The following is a 15949-nucleotide window of genomic DNA, read 5'->3' as shown; positions in this document are numbered from 1 at the left end:
CATCGCATTTCCCCGTATGCTTCGCGGCCCCCCACAGGCCGCGTCAGACACTTAGCCTTCGGCTTTCTTCAGAACTTCGAGAGCCTTATTGAAATCCTGGGTGCTGACGCGCAGCACGATCGGCTTTCCGGTCGCGGTCGGCTTGTAGCCGAACAGGATCGCCGCGTTCTCGTCGAAGAGTTTCAGCTCGTCTGCGGAAAGCGGCGCGGCGGCCTCGCAGATACCGTTGAGGCAGGTCTGCCAGACCATGTCGCGCTGCTTGAGGTCTTCCTTGTTTTCGAAACGGTAGACCGCGCCGCCGGGCAGATAGACACCCATCGGCACCTGCGCGATCAGCACCGCGCCATCCTTGGCGGGCATCGCGATGAACCGGGCGAGAAGCTGGTTGGAGCTCTTGACGCGCTGCTCCTGCACGAGCTGACACACCGTCTTTTTCACGGTCGCGGCTTGGCAAGACAGGATCCAGTCGCCAAAGGCCGTGTTGTTGGCGATGTCGGCCACTTCGGTCGGCGCGGTGGTTTCTGCCGTCTGCGCCATGGTCTCGGGCTTGGCGGCGGGTTTGGTCGCATCCTTCGCTGCGGTCTCGGCCCAGCCAGCCGGAGCGAGGCAGGTCAACGCGAGCGCCCCCGCCGCAAGCCCCTTCGCGATCCGCGACCCCGTCACGCCCTTGTCTTTCATCCAGTTCATTCGCTCATTTCTCCTCAGAATTTGTAATCGAGCCCGACATAAACCGTCGGCTTGCCCACATCGGTAAACCCAAGCGTTTCCTTCAGCGGCACACCGACGCTTGCCAGCATTGCCGTCTTCTCCTTCAGCATCACCGCCGCGCCGACCCCGGCCGAGGCCAGCACGTCCTGACTGGAGTCGAACCCGCCCGACTGGCGGTAGGGAACGATCACGGCCGCATCGATGAAGGCGAAAGGACGCACGTTCAGCTTGCCTTCCATCAGGCTCCAGGGCTGGGCGCGCGAGAGCTGGAGGTTCAGCACGAGACCGGAATCGCCACCGCGCACCTCGCTCGGATAGCCGCGCACGCTGCCCGCGCCACCCGCGGTGATCAGCCGCGAGACTGGCAGGTTCTGGCCCGGAGCTATCTGGTAGGTCGCGGTCGCGTCGAATTGCAGCCGCTCGCCCAGCCGCGTGCTCAGGGAGGCATCGCCATAAACCAGCTGGTAAGAGCCCTCGGTCTCGGAAGTGCCTTTCGCATCCGCCCGTCCGATCCGTGCACCTATGCCGAAACTGATCTGCGTCCGCGGCCATTGCCGGTAGAAACGCCCGACCGCGTAGATCTCGCGCAGCGTGATGTCGGAAAACCCGAGCGTCCCCGCCTTCGAGCGGTTGCGTCCCGCATCAACCCCGGCCACGATGGTGAAGTAGCGATCGGGACGGATCTTGACGGGCTGGCGGTAGTTGATCGTGAACTCGGTCGAATCCGAGGTGATCTGGACCGGGGTGAACTCGCCGCCGATGATCGAGCTGTTCGACGAGCTGATCGCGCCGGTGATCACGCCCCCGCGCGTGCCGATGGGCCGAGAATAACCCAATGACAGCGCATAAGCCCCTTGCGATTTCTGCGCCTGGAACGAGAGCGCATCGCGCACGCCCGAGACGTTCGACCAGCGCAGGAAGACCGAGGCGCGCTCGCGCCCGGTTTCGGGGCGGCCGTAATTGTCGAGCGAGAGCGTGGCGGCAAAGCGCTTGGGCGGCTCACCATAGATCGTGGCGATGGTCGTGCCCGGCTCGGTACCGGGGGAGAATTTCAGCGAGGGCTGGATGTCATAGGACAGATCGAACACCCGCAGCTCGCGCGAGATCTGGTCGAAATCGGGCTTCTGGCCGGGGGTGACGCTGATCCGGTCGTTGAGGAAGGTCGGGTTGGTGCGCGGGAAACCGTCGATGCGCACGCTTTCGATCTTCGCCTCGATCAGCGCGACATGGAGCACCCCATTGCGGATTTCCTGCGGCGGCAGGATCGGTTCCGCCGTGGGCACGCCCTGTGTCAGGTACAGCCGCTTGATCTCCGCGATCATCGCTTGCAGATCGGCAAAGCTGATGGGGCGTCCGGTGTAGCGGTCGGCAACCTCCTAAAGCTGATCGGGCGTGAGATAGCTCGAGGGATCGAAGACCACCTTGCTCAGAGTAAAGGTTTGAACCGGCGTTGCCTGGGCGGCGGGCTGTTGCTCTGCGCGCGCCTGCGACGGCAGCACAAGCGGCGACAGGGCGAGCACGGCGCCGACAAGCGCGAGAGAAAAGATCCACGGTCTCACGGTGCACCATCCCCCTCGCCGGCGCGTTCGAGTGCCTTGGTCAGACCCATCAGTGAAACGTCGAAGCTGATCGGCGGCACATTGGGTGCTGGCCGGTAGGTCAGGGTGGCGGACGAAGCGCGTTTCCAGCCCGCGAGCCCCTGCGCGTCGAGGTCGAGCCGCGCTTCGCAAGCACCAGGAACACATTGGATGAGGCGCAACTCTTGCGCCTTGTGACCCGGCACTTGCGCAAACGCGCCCGAGCCGAGATGGATCTGCTGCGGCAATAGCACCTGCAAGCGCACGCCCCCCTTGTCTGCGGGCTGCACCCGCAACGTCGCCAGCCAGGTCCGGTCCTTCGCGAAAGTCGTCGTCGATGCGATGCAGGGTTGCGGGGTGCCGGGACAGGTCACGGACCAGTCTCGGAACGCCCAGCTCTGCGGCGCAGCATCAGCGGAACTCGAAAAGAGGGTGATCCCGACCACACACAGGACCGCCCGCGTCAAAGACACTCGAACCAAATCCGCCGTCAGACATTCAAACATGCGCAACCCATTTGAAAACGGCCCGGAGGCCGAGACAAATGGTCAAAACGCCTGGACCGGATTTACGGCATATCCACGGTGATGACCGACACCGTGCGTCTTCAGACACGAAAAGGTTAATTTTGGGTGCGACGTTTTGTCAATGCATTCTGGGCCAAGAAAAAAAGGGTTGCGAGCGGGCAACATCCCGTTCATGCGTCGCAGTTTGCGAAAATACGGAGGTCTGAATTTCGGCTGCGCAACCGATGAGCCGCAGAAAACGGCTGGCCCGGACGACAGGCCAGCTCACGCCATATCACGCGTCTGTGCGTTAATTTCAAGGCTTTCTCAGTGCACAGGGATCGCGTCGCGACCGGATCGGAGAGTTGTTTTTCGAAGGTCACCCTTCTGTCACAAACCTTTTCAACCTGCGAAGGTCATGGCCCGAACGCCATCGAGGGCCGAGGCGTAAAAATTGCCCTAAGGTAAAGAAAGTGATCAAAACTCGCGCCGTGACCGCGCTCAGTTCATCCGAAGCGCCATATCGAGCATGCGATTGGAGAACCCCCACTCGTTGTCATACCAGCCAAATACTCGAATCAAACCGTGATTGGTCGCACGCGTTTCCGGCAGCGCCATCACGACGCTTTCGGGCCGCGCGCGCAGATCCGTCGAGACGAGCGGGCGCTCGGTGACACCGATCACCGCACCGGGCGCCGCCGCCGCTTCGCGCAGCACCACGTTGACCGCCTCGACCGATGCTGGACGCGCGACCGTCACAGCGAGATCCACCGCCGAGACGGAGGCGGTGGGCACACGCACCGCCTGCGCGATCAACCGGCCTGCAAGATCGGGCAGTACCTCTTCCATCAGGCGGCCCGCCGATGTCGTCGTCGGCACCATCGAGAGCGCCGCAGCGCGCGAGCGCTCCATCGGGCCGCGCGGTTTGTCGACCGTGGGCTGCGAACCCGTATAGCAATGCACCGTCGTCATCGAGCCGGTCACGATGCCGAATGCCGCATCGAGCAGCCGCGCAAGCGGCGCCAGCGCATTCGTCGTGCAGCTCGCATTCGAGACGATCTTCTGCCCGTTGAGCGCCGCGTCATTGGCCCCAAGTACGACCGTGATCTCCGCCGCTTTCGATGGCCCCGAGACCAGCACCCGCGCCGCCCCCGCGGCCAGCCCTTGCCCTGCGATCTCCGCGCTGTCGGCGCGCCCCGTACATTCCATCACCAGATCGACGCCCGCCAGATCAAGAGACGAGATATCGGAGGCGCGATGGAGCGCGATGCGCCGCCCGTTCACCACGAGCGCGCCATCTTCAAGACTCACCGTCCCGCGCCACGGACCGAAGACGCTGTCATATTCGAAGAGATAGGCGAGCATCTCGGGTGCTTCGATATCGTTGACGCCCGTGATCTCGAGCCCCGGCCAGCGCTCGGGCGCCTCCGCCCAAGCCCGCAGGACCGAACGTCCGATCCGCCCGAAACCGTTGATGAAAACACGCATCGCGCACCTCCTGCTTCGCCCTTACCCCCGCGCGGGGCAAAGGGGAAGCGCGCGATTGTCACCGATACGGGCCCGCCTGGTCCTCAGGCGGCGATTTCGCGCACCGTGATCTCGTAGGTGAAGCTCGCCGGGTCGAGACTGTCGCGCCTCACCCCGTCCAGTTCCGCCTGCGGATACATCAGGTAGGGAACCTTGGGCCCATCCGAGCCGGGCAGCGCCACGTCATGCGCATAGTTATAGGCCACCCAGTTGCCTTCCCACGCCCCGAACAGAGCGCGGCGCACATCGACCACTTTCGGATCGTCGAGCTTGAGATTTCCGGGCGGTTCTTCGAGCATCACCTTGCGCACATCGGCGGGGTCCACCGGCACCCAGCCATGCGCGTCGAGGTAGACCTCGGCGCGGCAATGCTGGGCCTTGGTGATATCGGCCGACTTCGCACCGAGGCTCTTGTAACCGAACCGCGAAGGCGCGACGCGCAGGCCATAGACATCGCGCGCCGGAAGCCCCGCCGCCCGCGCCAGCCCCACGAAGAGCGCGTTGAGATCGGCGCATTTGCCACTCAGATCGCCCATCGTCAGCATCGAAGCGATATCGCCCAGACCGCAGCCCCGTGTCTTCGGGTTGCGCGCGGTGTTCTCGACGATCCATTCATAGATCGCGCGCGCCTTCTCGAGATCGCCGCGCTTACCACGGGTGATCTCGTCGGCGGTCTCACGCACGATCCCGTCGGTCGGCAGCAGATCGGTCGGCGCGAGGTAACGCGCGCGTTCGTCCGCGCTCAGCGGAGTGACCTCCTGCGCCGCGTTGAGATCGACGACGAAATCCTGCGTCGAGGCGATGGCGACGAGCACCAGTTCGCGCGGAGCGTCGGACGGACCCCAGACCGCATGAAGCATGCGTGTACCCTTTTCGGGGTCGACCACCAGTTCGGTGCTTTGCGCCCCGCTCGTCCAGCTCGCCTCGCCCGGTTTCATCCAGCCCGCCTCACGGACCGACGGCACCGGCAACCAGAGCTGCGCGCCCTTGTCGCTTGCGGGGAGCGTGACCTTGGTGACCAGCTCGAACTTGCGCCAGCCCTCGGGCTTCGGCGTGAAGGCCGCCAGCGACATGCGCGGCATCATCATCAGGCCCATCGCTGCCGCACCGCATTGCATCAGGTTGCGTCTGTTCATCGCCTTGCCTCCGGCTGTGTCCGCGTTGGCGAAACTTCTAGGACCGCCACCGGCACACCACAACCTCGCACCCGCCGTGGCACGCAAAGAAATTTCTGCGATTGCGCTCGGCAGGCGCTGAACTATCTTGCCCCGGTCATCGACGCGCCTGCACGAAGGATAGCCCGGCATGAGCACCGACATCACCATCGCCCGCGAAACCCCGCTCGGCCCCGATCTGACCGAGCTTCACGCGCGTCATACCGCAGCGATGCATGCCGACACCCCGCCCGGTTCGATCCACATGCTGCCCGCCGATGCGCTGGCCGCGCCCGAGATCGCCTTTTTCGTGATGCGCCGCGCAGGTACGCCCGTGGGGATGGGCGCCTTCAAGCGGATGTCGGCGCAGGAGGCCGAGATCAAGTCGATGCATGTGCTCTCGGAGCTGCGTGGACAGGGGCTCGCGCGGGTGATGCTCGATCACCTCATCAGCGAGGCCCGCGCCGAGGGGATTACCCGGCTCAGCTTGGAAACCGGAGCACAGGCCTCCTTCGAGGCGGCGCGTCAGCTCTACCTGCGCGCGGGCTTCACGGAATGCCCGCCCTTCGCCAGCTACCGCCCCGATCCCAACTCGGTCTTCCTGACGCGCACGATCTGAGCTTGCACGCCCGGGCGTGATCGCGCATTTAAGGGTCGCGCGGTCCCTTAGCTCAACTGGATAGAGCAGCTGACTTCTAATCAGCAGGTTGAGGGTTCGAGTCCTTCAGGGATCGCCAGTTTTTCCGACAGGTTGCCAATGAGGCATAAGCTTGCGCAAAATCGGCGTTTTTTGCGCATCCCCTGTCAAGAGATTTTTCGTGTTGCACGGCGAAATCAGGTTAACGCCTTGATTTGGAAGACGAGACTCTTGGGGAGTGAGCTGAAGGGGCGCCGATCGCTCATTCGCGCCTGTTAAGCGCACTAGCGCCCTGCATACATCGCAGCCCCATCGGGCAGGATCGCTATCACCTCTTTGCGAAGGTAGATGCGCCCAAATTCATGGCCGTCTGCGCTGAAGGGCGCGATATCATGGTCATTCAAAAGCGCCCGAATGGTATTCCTATGCAAGCCGGTTTCTGCGGCGATCGTGTTTGATGTGGCGAATTTCTCATGAAACACCGCAATTTCGGCTTCGGTCATCCGCAAGTGGTTTTGCCCGGTCCTTGGGTTGCGCACCAGATGCGCAGGGCAGTGCCCGGCCTCAACGAAACGCGTGAAGGTGCCATGATCCCGAATGCCGATTGATCGGCCGAATGCTGCGATCGAGATCGAGCCTTCCCGCCACTTTTTGGTGGCTCGCGGGGCGTGATTTTCCAATGCTGTTATTTCGTTCCGCGACACGCAGATGCCATGATAGCCAGGTTCTCCATCGCGAAGTCCGACACGAAGAGCCTCGTTCCGAATGCCAGCCAGGATCCGGCTCACAGCGATTCCGGTATGGGCGCTGGCCAATTGGATGGTGCTCCAGCCTCGCTCTCCGTTGGGGATCGGGCCGCCTTTCCGGCGGAGACTCTCGACAAAACGTATGCCTTCGGATGCAAGCCAAGGCGTCTTGAAGCCGGCGATCCGCGTAACGGGGCAAAGCTCCCCGATCTCCACCAAAGCCCGAAACTCCGAGCGGGTCGCACCCATCGCTTTCCGCATCTCCATCGGCCCAACCAGTTGAGGGATTATGGCGACGAGCCCGGCATGTTCTTTTGCATCGAAAGTCTTGCGCGCTCGTGGCCTGGGATCATCGGCCCTGACTGCCCCGGCCTCGATCAATAGCGCTTCGACGACAGCGGGACCTACACCGCTCTGCACCGATACGCTCGTCACCGAATGGAGGCGGCGTTCCGCGAGCGCTTCTCCCAATACCAATTCGCCGCTTCCCACCGCCCAATTCTCAAGAATACAGTCGCGGAGACACTGGCGGAACTCGGCGAATTGGGGATCTTTCGCGTAGTCACGGCTAAGCTTCTCGTGAAGAGAGCCGAAAGTTTTGCTTGGACCAAATTGGGTGCTGTCGCAGTGATCGGTGAGTTGGTCGAGAGCATCCCGAAAACTTCTCTCGCCATTTCGTAGGGCGTTGAAACCAAGTTGGTGCGGATCTTGTTCCGCTTGACCGGGAAGCCTTTGCAAACTGGTCCCGAGAAGGCGGCACATGATGGTCGCTGCGTAGAGTGAATGTCGGGCTAGCCAAGTGGCGTCGGTTCCATTCTCAAAACGTGCATCGAGCCAGTGATCATATTCTGTTACCTCGCGCCTCGGCTGAGAGAAATCTCCTGCGAGGAGCGCGGGTAATATTTCTTGGAGCCTCGATCCGATGTCGTATCGGGCTGACGGTGAATTGGCCCGCCACAGAGGCACGAGATCGGCTCCGTGTCGAACGCAGCGGACGGTTTCCTTGAACTGCCAATCGCCACGCATGACCATTGCCTTGAAAGGTGATCCGTCACCGGCTGCCGCATCCTCCGCGAGACACAACGGACACCCCCGGACCACCGGATTGCGTAGAGAGCGTGATCCGACAAGCTCGCCGCGGAACTCTTGTTGAATGTCTCCTGCGCCTACGCCTGTCCACGAGAGGAGATCGGCAAATTCCGTGTCCGTGAGCCTGCTCCATATGCGCAACTGTTCCAAGGCTTCTGGATCTTGCGTCACCACGCGTTTCAAAGAAACGCCCATGTCCAAGGCGAGGTTTTTGGCACTAACCCCTTTCGATGCAGAAAGTCGTGAGACAAACGACGGCAGCGTTTCCCGATGAGCCGGGCGGAGAGGTTCAGGAAGCCAGTGGGGCATTGCTTTCCTTGAGCATTTTGTCGTTGAAACTCGACGGGGCTTTAAGGGCGGTGAGTGCCGATTTGTTCGCTGGTCGCGTCGGTCCATGCAGACAGTGGAAGAGCATTCAGCTCGCTGCGGATATTTCTCCAGCGCGGCAACGCATTATCAAGAACCGCACGGAATTTCTCGTCGTGTCTTGGCGAGACGAGGTGCGCCAGTTCATGCACGATGACATAGTCGATCATCCTCATCGGCTTCTTGGCGAGATCGGAGTTCAGCCAAATAATTCGTTTGTGCGGGTTGCAGCTGCCCCATTTGGTTCGCATCGGGCGGATGCCCCATTTCGAGGTGCGCACACCTAGACGCGCCTCCCAGGTTTCAAGACGAGGAGTCGCCTGTTTTCTCAGCTCTGATTTTTGCCAAGCTTCCATCCAACGACGCATTTGTCCCAAGGTGCTTTCAACAGGCACGCGGAATAGCAGACGATCGTTTCCCAATCTGGAAATCCGATGGACTTTCTTATCCCATCGTTCGACTTCCAATCTGAGTGGTCTGCCGAACAAGAAGTGCGTCTCGCCGGAGACGAAGCGGCGTTCTGTCTGACGTTCCTGCTTGAGGAAAGCTGCCTGTTTGCGCCTGATCCAAGACATTCGTGTCAGGACCGCAAGTCGGATCGCATCAGGGCTCAAGCTTTCCGGGGCTGCAACCCTTACACGCCCGTCGGGGGGGTAGCAGCCAATATGCAGGTTCTTGATCTTCTTGCGCACGATCTCGACGCGAACGCCGCCGATCTGCGAGCACTCAATATTCACTTTGGTTTTTCAGGATCTCGAAGATCCTCTCCACTGTCTCTGGGTCGTCCAGAACTTGTTCAAGACAGCGTCGGACCTTCCGCTCCTTCATGGCGTTGCCCCGCCAACCGAAGGGTGCCGTTTCACGAACGGCCCTATCGACTTCGAGGGCCGTCGTCTCGTCGCCTTCCAAGTTGTCGTAAAGAGCCTTTCGGCCAGCGCTGTCGATTGTGCCGGGATACTCGTTGCCATGGCCAGCTTTTGCATCCCGAACCAGAGCCGCGATCCGCTCGAGGTATTCAGCGTATGCGATGGCTTCGTCGCGCCGCTGCCGTATCAGATCGGTTAGAAGCTCGGACATCTTTTCATAGAACCGCGGATTGACCGGCGTCTCTTCGATGATCAGCTTGCGCACGTTGTTCTCAATCGCTTCGGCCACGTTGTCGCGCTTTCGCTTCGACATGGCGGGCAAGTCGTTTACGGCATCGGCGCCTTTGCTTTCGACAAGGTCGATCAGGCTGATGTCGTCGAGATGCGAAATGACCTCGGAATCGTCAGCCCGAATATAGTTGTCGATCAGATGGCGCATCGCCGGTTCGAAGAGCTTCATGTCCACCGCATCACCGCTGTGAAGACGCACGGCATCCCTGATCCCAATAGCCCGCTCTACCTCGCGGCGGATTTCATCGAGTTCAAGATCGTTGAACGCAGACCCTTCGGGCTCGGCCGCAATATTGGCATAGGCTCGCGCGAAGCGACCGGAGATCTTGTAAAGGGCTTGGCGTCGACGTGCCTTCTCCTCGGAATCCGGATCCTGGTCGATGCCCTGAGGGCTCGAGAAATAGGCGTAGATCTCGTCGTCGGACTTCGGCTGCTCAACGCCATCCATCAGCCCTAGCCACGCATCGCGGGCAGTCCGCAAATCCTGGTCTGCTTGTTCGGCACGGTCAGTGATCAGCCCCTCGACATCCTCCTTGTCGAAGGCGTCGAAAGCCTCCGAGGTATAATCATCCACCGCACTCTCGATGTTTCGGAACAGGTCCTTGTAATCAACGATATAGCCGAAGTCCTTGTCGTCCCCGTCGAGGCGGTTCACGCGGCAGATGGCCTGGAACAGGCCATGATCCCGCATTTGCTTGTCAATGTAGATGTAGGTGGCCGTCGGGGCATCGAAGCCGGTCAGAAGGCGGCTGACGACGATCAGCAATTTCATTCGCCCCGGTTCTTTCTTGAAGAGCCGCAGCGCCTCTTCCTCGTAATCCTCTTCCGACGTGTCACCAAGGAGGTCGGTATAGACCCGGTGAACATACTGCTTTTCGGTTTCGCCCATCCCGGCCTCTTCGCCGGTAATCTCGGGCGCCGCGCGCTTGTAGGAGGTCACGATGGCGCATTTGTCGGCCAGCACAGACCCGGATTTGGAAAATATCTCGAAGAATTTGCAGGCTTCGGGGATCGAGCCGGCAACCAGCATGGCGTTGCCCATGCCAGCTTTCAGGCGCGGCTTCATCTCCATGTCCAGGATGATGTCGTTGGCGATCTGATCCAGCCGCGACCGGCTCGATAGCACCCGTTGCAGCGTTCCCCAACGTTGCTTCAGCGTCGCCTTGGCGACGGGCGTCAGCCCTTTCGTCTTCGCTTCGAACCAAGCGTCGATCTTGCCGGGCGCAGTGATCCGCTGATCAATGTCGCGCGCCTCGTAACGCAGGTCCAGCACCACGCCATCCTCGACAGCCTCGTCGAAGCGATAGGGCTTGCCGATATAGGGGCCGAAGGTCTCGAGCGAGGTCTCCTTGTCGGAGCGCAGCAGCGGCGTGCCGGTGAAGCCGATGAACATGGCAGAGGGCAGGACCTGACGCATGGCGCGCGCCAGCTTTCCCGACTGGGTGCGGTGCGCCTCGTCGATGAAAACGTAGAAGTCGCCCACCGGCGCCCCGATCTGCGATGCCTGGATTTCCGAGATCATCTCGGCCAGTTCGCTCTCTTCGCGCTTGCCAAACTTATGGACCAGCGAGCAGACGACGCGGTCTGTCGGATCGGCCAGTGCCGCCATCAGATCATTGCCGGATCGTGCGCGTCGCACCTTGTCGCCGGTGTTGCCGAACACGTCCTGGATCTGACCGTCCAGCTCCTTTCGGTCGGTGACGATCAGGATGCGGGCGTCCGGCAGGGCCTCCCTGATCCAGCGCGCCAGCATCACCATGATCAGGCTCTTTCCCGAACCTTGGGTCTGCCAGATGATCCCGCCCTCGCGCGTGCCGACGCGGTCCTGCGCGGCCTTCACGGCGAAATACTGGTTCGGGCGAGCGATTTTCTTGATGCCGGCGTCGAACAGCGTGAAGTCGTGGATCAGCTCAAGGAACCGCGCCGGTTCCATCATCTGGGTCACGTCGCGGTCGAGCGGGCCGGTGATCTCGCGCTCTTCTTTCCAGGCTAGCCAATAGGGCTGGGGCGTCTGGATCGGGGCATAGCGCAGCCCCTCGCTGTCATTGCCCGCAAAGGTGATCTGCACCGTGGTGAAGAAGTGCCGGATGAATTCGGGCCGCTGGTTGTCGAGCGTCTGACGGATGCCTTCGCCCACACCCACGGTGGATTTCTTCAACTCCACCACGCCAAGCGCGATGCCGTTGACATAGAGCACCAGATCGGGCCGCTTGTTCCAGGCCTTGGCGTCGCGGCCCTTGATCGAGACCTCTTCGGCCACGCCCATGTCATTGGCGCCCACATCGCCCCAATCGACGAAGCGGACGGTGACGGGGGCCTCGCCCGGTCCGGGGGCGATGGCCACGCCGTAGCGGAGCATGTCGTAGAAGCTCTGATTAACCTCGTAAAGCTTGGTGCCCTCCATCCGCGCCTCGCGTTCAAGGCGGGTGATGGCCTGGGTGATGACCTCGGGCGCATAGCCGCGCGCCTCCAGCCAGGGGCGCAGCAGGGTGGGCTCGATGTTGGCGTTGCCCTTGCGCTTTTGCCAGTCGCCAAGGTAGCGCCAGCCGAGGCCGCCGAGGGTGCCGGATTTGTGCCCACAAAGCAGGTCAATGACCCTATCTTGCGCCTTGCGTTCCGCCTCGCCGATCTTGCTCATGGGGACCTCTCCGTGTCTCAGAAAATACTCTTTGAAAAATGTGTCAGACCAGCCTGATCCGTCCGGTCAAAAGGTTCTGCATCATGCCCTCCTTCACCTGCCGCGCCTTTTCGAGGCGGGTGTCGAGGGCTTGGATTTCGGCATCCATGTCGTCGAGAACATCGGCAATTGCTTCCTGTTCCAGCTTGTCGACGGCAAAAGAAAACTTGAAATTTTCTATTTGGGAGGGAGCCAAGTTGTTGATGGCTGAGCCCGATAGGATAACGCCGAGCATGCGGCGATAACGATCTGACTGGAGAAGGTGGGCGATATACCGACCGCTACAAGCGTCTGAAGTCATGCGAAAGGCGCCCATAAAGGCTCCGAATGTATACGCCATCTCGTCGGGTTCGCTGAATTTTGCAGACTTGCCCACAAGTGCCCGACTACCATTTGCCATGCAAATCAACATGTCACCTTCTTGAAGAAGTTGATGATTTCTGACCCGATCTGAGTTCACGAATTGCATGTCTGAAAATACTATTTGGCCATCCTGAACGTTGTTGGCACGAAGCAGCCGAACAGTGCCAGACGTATCTGTTTCGGAAAGGTCGGCCTGCCCATCATAGCTTACGCCGCGAAGGCACCTTCCGTAGTCGCCAAGCTTTCGCTCCACCCACTCCCCCGAGAACCCTGGAAGGCGGCGCTTGGCGGTCAGGAGGTCCTGCATCGCGCCCTGCTTGATGAGCCGCTTCTTGGCGATCAGCCGCTCCAACCCCTCGATCAGCGCATCCGCATCCGAAAGCGCCTCGGCTATGGCTTCCTGTTCCTCCATGGGGGGAACAAGGATCTGCATGTTCTCAAACGTCGGCATGTAGATCGTGTTGTGGGTGCTCCCCGCCATCAGGCGATCCCATTCAGCTTCCATGCCTCGGAATAGATGAGCCAAGTATCTGTTGTGGAGACGGGGCCCGCAGACGTAGCAGGCAAAGTCTTGGCTGGTCGCCATTTGACGACCCAGGACAGCCACCTTGCCAATCGTTGCAGTCCTGGAGAGTGCAACAGTCCCCTCGGGCAAAAGTCGGGCAGAAGAATTCGCGAGACCCAGTGCCGACACGGTCATCTTCGTATCGTGAAGAACCTTCCCCTCAATCGTCTTCGAGTCGTGCAGAGAGAGCCACGGGATACCGCCGTCCCAATAGTCAGGACGGTTGCGACTTGGGGTGTGACCACTCTCCAGCTTGGCGATGTCGCAAAGCTTCTCCAAGGTCCAACCGTCCGGTTCCAATTCCGGCGTCGGATGAATGCGACCAATGTGCCAGCGCGAAACGAGGTCCGATACCTGGTTCATGCCTCGACCCCGAGCGCGGCGAGATGTTTTGCAACCTTCGCTTCCAGATCGCTCATCTGTTGAGAAATTTCCGGCAATGTATGCCCATACCGCTCGGTCAGCACCCGCACCCGGGCGGTCATCTGCTCGGTCCGCGCCTCGATCTCGGTCTCGATCAGATCGGCGATATCGGTCAGCCATTTGTCATCCACCACCAGGGAGCGGATCTCTTCCTCGATCAGCTCGGAGTATTTCGCCAGCGTGGCCTCGGTCAGCGCCTCCTCGGCTTCCTTGGCGGCCTTTTTCGCCGCCGTCTCGGCCGTCATCAGCTTGGCCACCTGTTTCAGCAGCTTCGCCTCCTCCGGCTCGGCCTCGCCGGATTTCTGGCGCGCCTTGACCGAGGCCGCGGTTAGCTTGCCTGCCTCGGTCAGCACGTCAGCCAGCAGGCCGCCCTCGACCCCGTGTTCCTCGACCAGTTCCTCGATCTCGCGGCCCAGATCCTCGGCCTTGGCCTGCGCGTCATCGAGGGCTTGGCTCGCATCAGGGAAGAAGCGCGCGACGATCAGCCGGGGCGGGATGACATCGGCCACAAGCCGCGCCTTGTTCACGGTCAGGTCGGCCTCTTCTAGCCAATTGATCTTATCTTTCTTGCCGTCTTTTGACTTTACGACCTCATGCCGTGCGGGGCGAAGTTCCTTTGCGGCCTCCCAGCCGTCATGGGCGATGATGAAGACATCGTCCTGCATGGATTCGGCCCAGTAGGACATGAGCCGCTGATAGGCCTCGTAGCGGTCGATCAGCGGCGCATCCGCGAAGCGTGTCAGCATGTTCTCGGCGATGGTGCGGATCAGGTCCTTGGGCTTGTCACCAACCTGGATGCCGTCCATCAGGGGCGCGTTCTGCCCGGCCCAGCCGTCGAGGATGGCATGGACGCGATCCCGGAAGGCGCCGAATTCGGGGTGGTTGCGGATGGTGGAGCGCACCTCCTCCGGCTCGACCAGCGGATCGGAATAGCCCGGGCGCGGGTTCGGCCCGAACAGCGTGGCGCGGATGCCGGGCATCACCTCCCAGAACGCGGCCAGCCCGTCGATGTCGCGGTTCGGCACGCCTCCCTTGAGGTGCGCCTCGATGTCCTGCAGGTCCTCGGGGTCGGAACCGTCGATATAGCGCGGGATGTTGAGGTTGAAGTCGTTGCGCGTGATCTCGGCGTAGGGGACGAGGCGGGAATAGCCTGCGATCTCGGCTTGGCGGGTGTAGGCATCGGTGATCTTGTGGATGTCCCGCTCGCGCAGGCGGTTCTTGTTGCCGTCCTTGATGAAGCCACGCGAGGCGTCGATCATGAAGACGGGGCGCTCGGCTTGCGCCTGGAATTTATCGAGAACGATGATCGAGGCGGGGATGCCGGTGCCATAGAAGAGGTTCGCGGGCAGACCGATGATCGCCTTGATATAGCCGCGCTTGAGGATCTTCTCGCGCAGTTCGGCTTCCTTGTTGCCGCGGAAAAGCACGCCATGGGGAAGGATGACCGCGCCGGAGCCGGTGGCCTTCATCGAGCCGAGGATGTGGAGGAGGAAGGCGAAGTCGCCATTCTTCTCGGGCGGCATCCCGAGATCGAAGCGGCCGAACTTGGTAGCGTTGGTCAGGCCCGAGCCCCATGCCTTGGCCGAGAAGGGCGGGTTGGCGACGACGAAGTCGAACGTCTGTAGCTCGGTTTCAGAGGCCTTGAACTGCGGTTCGCCGATGACATCGCCCTGGGCAATCTCAGCATCCTCACGCCCGTGCATGATCATGTTCATCTTGGCGAGGCCGCGGGTGGTGATGTCGAATTCCTGTCCGTAGATCGTCAGGGCGACATCAGCTGCGTCAGCAGCTTTCAGCAGCAGCGAGCCAGAGCCACAGGTAGGGTCATAGACGGTCTGTTTCGGGCTGGTGGCGCGGTTGATGCCTGCGACGGCGGCCACAACCCGAGACACTTCGGCCGGGGTGTAGAACTGGCCTTTGCTTTTACCGGACTCGGTCGCAAAATTCCGCATCAGGTATTCGTAGGCGTCGCCCAGAATGTCATCGCCATCCGCCCGGTTGCGGCTGAAGTTGAGTTCCTCTCGGCTGAAGATGTTGATCAGCGCGGTCAGCGTGGCAATCATCTTGGCGCCACGCCCGAATTTCTCCGCGTCGTTGAAATAGGCGCGATCGATGACGTTCTTTAGGTCGTTCGCCTCGGCGATACCGGCGATAGCGGTATCAATGCCCTCCCCGATGTCCTTGTTGCCGCGAAGCTTTCGGATGTCCTCGAACGAGCAGCCCTCGGGCACTTCAATCAGCGCGTCCGGCTGGCCGGCACGATCGGAGACATATTTCAGGAAGAGCAGGGTAAGGATGTAGTCCTTGTAGAGCGATGCGTCCATGCCGCCGCGCAGCTGATCACAGCTGTCCCACAGAGACCGGTAGATGTCGCTTTTCTTGATTGCCATGGCTCGCCTCGATGCCTGAAATCGGTGGCCCGAATTTCGGTTGTTGTCCAAAACTATGGACTCG

Annotated in this window: 12 protein-coding genes, 1 tRNA gene and 1 pseudogene; 2 read left to right on the top strand and 12 right to left on the bottom strand. The window is 61.3% G+C overall.

The annotated features are described in order from the left end of the window. Positions 1–51: 51 nt before the first annotated feature. The 7 genes and pseudogenes from BMI90_RS18530 to BMI90_RS11360 form a co-directional block, all read right to left on the bottom strand. The gene (locus BMI90_RS18530; RefSeq protein ID WP_146671267.1) at positions 52–687 is read right to left on the bottom strand and encodes an invasion associated locus B family protein; all 636 of its coding nucleotides are present in this window, start codon (positions 685–687) and stop codon (positions 52–54) included. Between the two features lie 14 nt (positions 688–701). Beyond that, positions 702–1796 carry a ShlB/FhaC/HecB family hemolysin secretion/activation protein gene (locus BMI90_RS11380; RefSeq protein WP_281491815.1) on the bottom strand — a complete coding sequence of 365 codons (1095 nt, stop codon included), beginning with the start codon at positions 1794–1796 and terminating at the stop codon, positions 702–704. A gap of 135 nt (positions 1797–1931) precedes the next feature. Then, positions 1932–2069 (bottom strand): annotated as a pseudogene (locus tag BMI90_RS19075) (POTRA domain-containing protein); the annotation flags it as partial. A gap of 15 nt (positions 2070–2084) precedes the next feature. Then, entirely contained in the window at positions 2085–2267 is a 183-nt protein-coding gene (locus BMI90_RS11375; protein ID WP_078529452.1) for a hypothetical protein, read from the bottom strand. Beyond that, positions 2264–2731: an invasion associated locus B family protein gene (locus BMI90_RS11370; protein WP_168172762.1), complete on the bottom strand. Its 468-nt coding sequence runs from the start codon at positions 2729–2731 to the stop codon at positions 2264–2266. The genes BMI90_RS11375 and BMI90_RS11370 overlap by 4 nt, the downstream gene beginning before the upstream one ends. Positions 2732–3292: 561 nt before the next feature. Beyond that, positions 3293–4279: a glyceraldehyde 3-phosphate dehydrogenase NAD-binding domain-containing protein gene (locus BMI90_RS11365; RefSeq protein WP_078529448.1), complete on the bottom strand. Its 987-nt coding sequence runs from the start codon at positions 4277–4279 to the stop codon at positions 3293–3295. Positions 4280–4362: 83 nt separating this feature from the next. Further along, positions 4363–5454, bottom strand: coding sequence for a transglutaminase-like domain-containing protein (locus BMI90_RS11360; protein WP_078529446.1), 1092 nt, complete (start codon positions 5452–5454; stop codon positions 4363–4365). A 169-nt stretch (positions 5455–5623) separates the two neighbouring features. Between BMI90_RS11360 and BMI90_RS11355 the strand changes: the two genes are divergently transcribed. Further along, positions 5624–6091 (top strand): GNAT family N-acetyltransferase, encoded by a 468-nt coding sequence (locus BMI90_RS11355; RefSeq protein WP_078529444.1) that lies wholly within the window; start codon positions 5624–5626, stop codon positions 6089–6091. A 41-nt stretch (positions 6092–6132) separates the two neighbouring features. Further along, a tRNA-Arg gene (locus tag BMI90_RS11350) sits at positions 6133–6209 on the top strand. Positions 6210–6393: 184 nt separating this feature from the next. Here the strand turns inward: BMI90_RS11350 and BMI90_RS11345 are convergent. From BMI90_RS11345 to BMI90_RS11325, 5 genes are read right to left on the bottom strand one after another with little or no spacing between them, the layout of a single operon-like run. Continuing rightward, positions 6394–8253 carry a TniQ family protein gene (locus BMI90_RS11345; protein ID WP_168172761.1) on the bottom strand — a complete coding sequence of 620 codons (1860 nt, stop codon included), beginning with the start codon at positions 8251–8253 and terminating at the stop codon, positions 6394–6396. A gap of 41 nt (positions 8254–8294) precedes the next feature. After that, positions 8295–9047 (bottom strand): SprT family zinc-dependent metalloprotease, encoded by a 753-nt coding sequence (locus BMI90_RS11340; protein ID WP_078529442.1) that lies wholly within the window; start codon positions 9045–9047, stop codon positions 8295–8297. Further along, positions 9037–12105, bottom strand: a complete 3069-nt coding sequence (locus tag BMI90_RS11335) for a type I restriction endonuclease subunit R (protein ID WP_078529441.1) — start codon at positions 12103–12105, stop codon at positions 9037–9039. Before BMI90_RS11335 ends, BMI90_RS11340 begins: the two co-directional genes overlap by 11 nt. Positions 12106–12148: 43 nt before the next feature. After that, complete coding sequence (locus BMI90_RS11330) at positions 12149–13435, bottom strand: restriction endonuclease subunit S (protein WP_078529438.1); 1287 nt, start codon at positions 13433–13435, stop codon at positions 12149–12151. After that, positions 13432–15885, bottom strand: a complete 2454-nt coding sequence (locus tag BMI90_RS11325; RefSeq protein WP_078529437.1) for a class I SAM-dependent DNA methyltransferase — start codon at positions 15883–15885, stop codon at positions 13432–13434. Before BMI90_RS11325 ends, BMI90_RS11330 begins: the two co-directional genes overlap by 4 nt. Between the last annotated feature and the right edge of the window lie 64 nt (positions 15886–15949).

The sequence above is a fragment of the Thioclava sp. L04-15 genome (assembly GCF_002020275.1).
In the GTDB taxonomy this organism is placed as follows: domain Bacteria; phylum Pseudomonadota; class Alphaproteobacteria; order Rhodobacterales; family Rhodobacteraceae; genus Thioclava; species Thioclava marina.
Note: the sequence above shows the minus strand (reverse complement) of the source record. Positions and strands in the feature narration are given on the sequence as shown.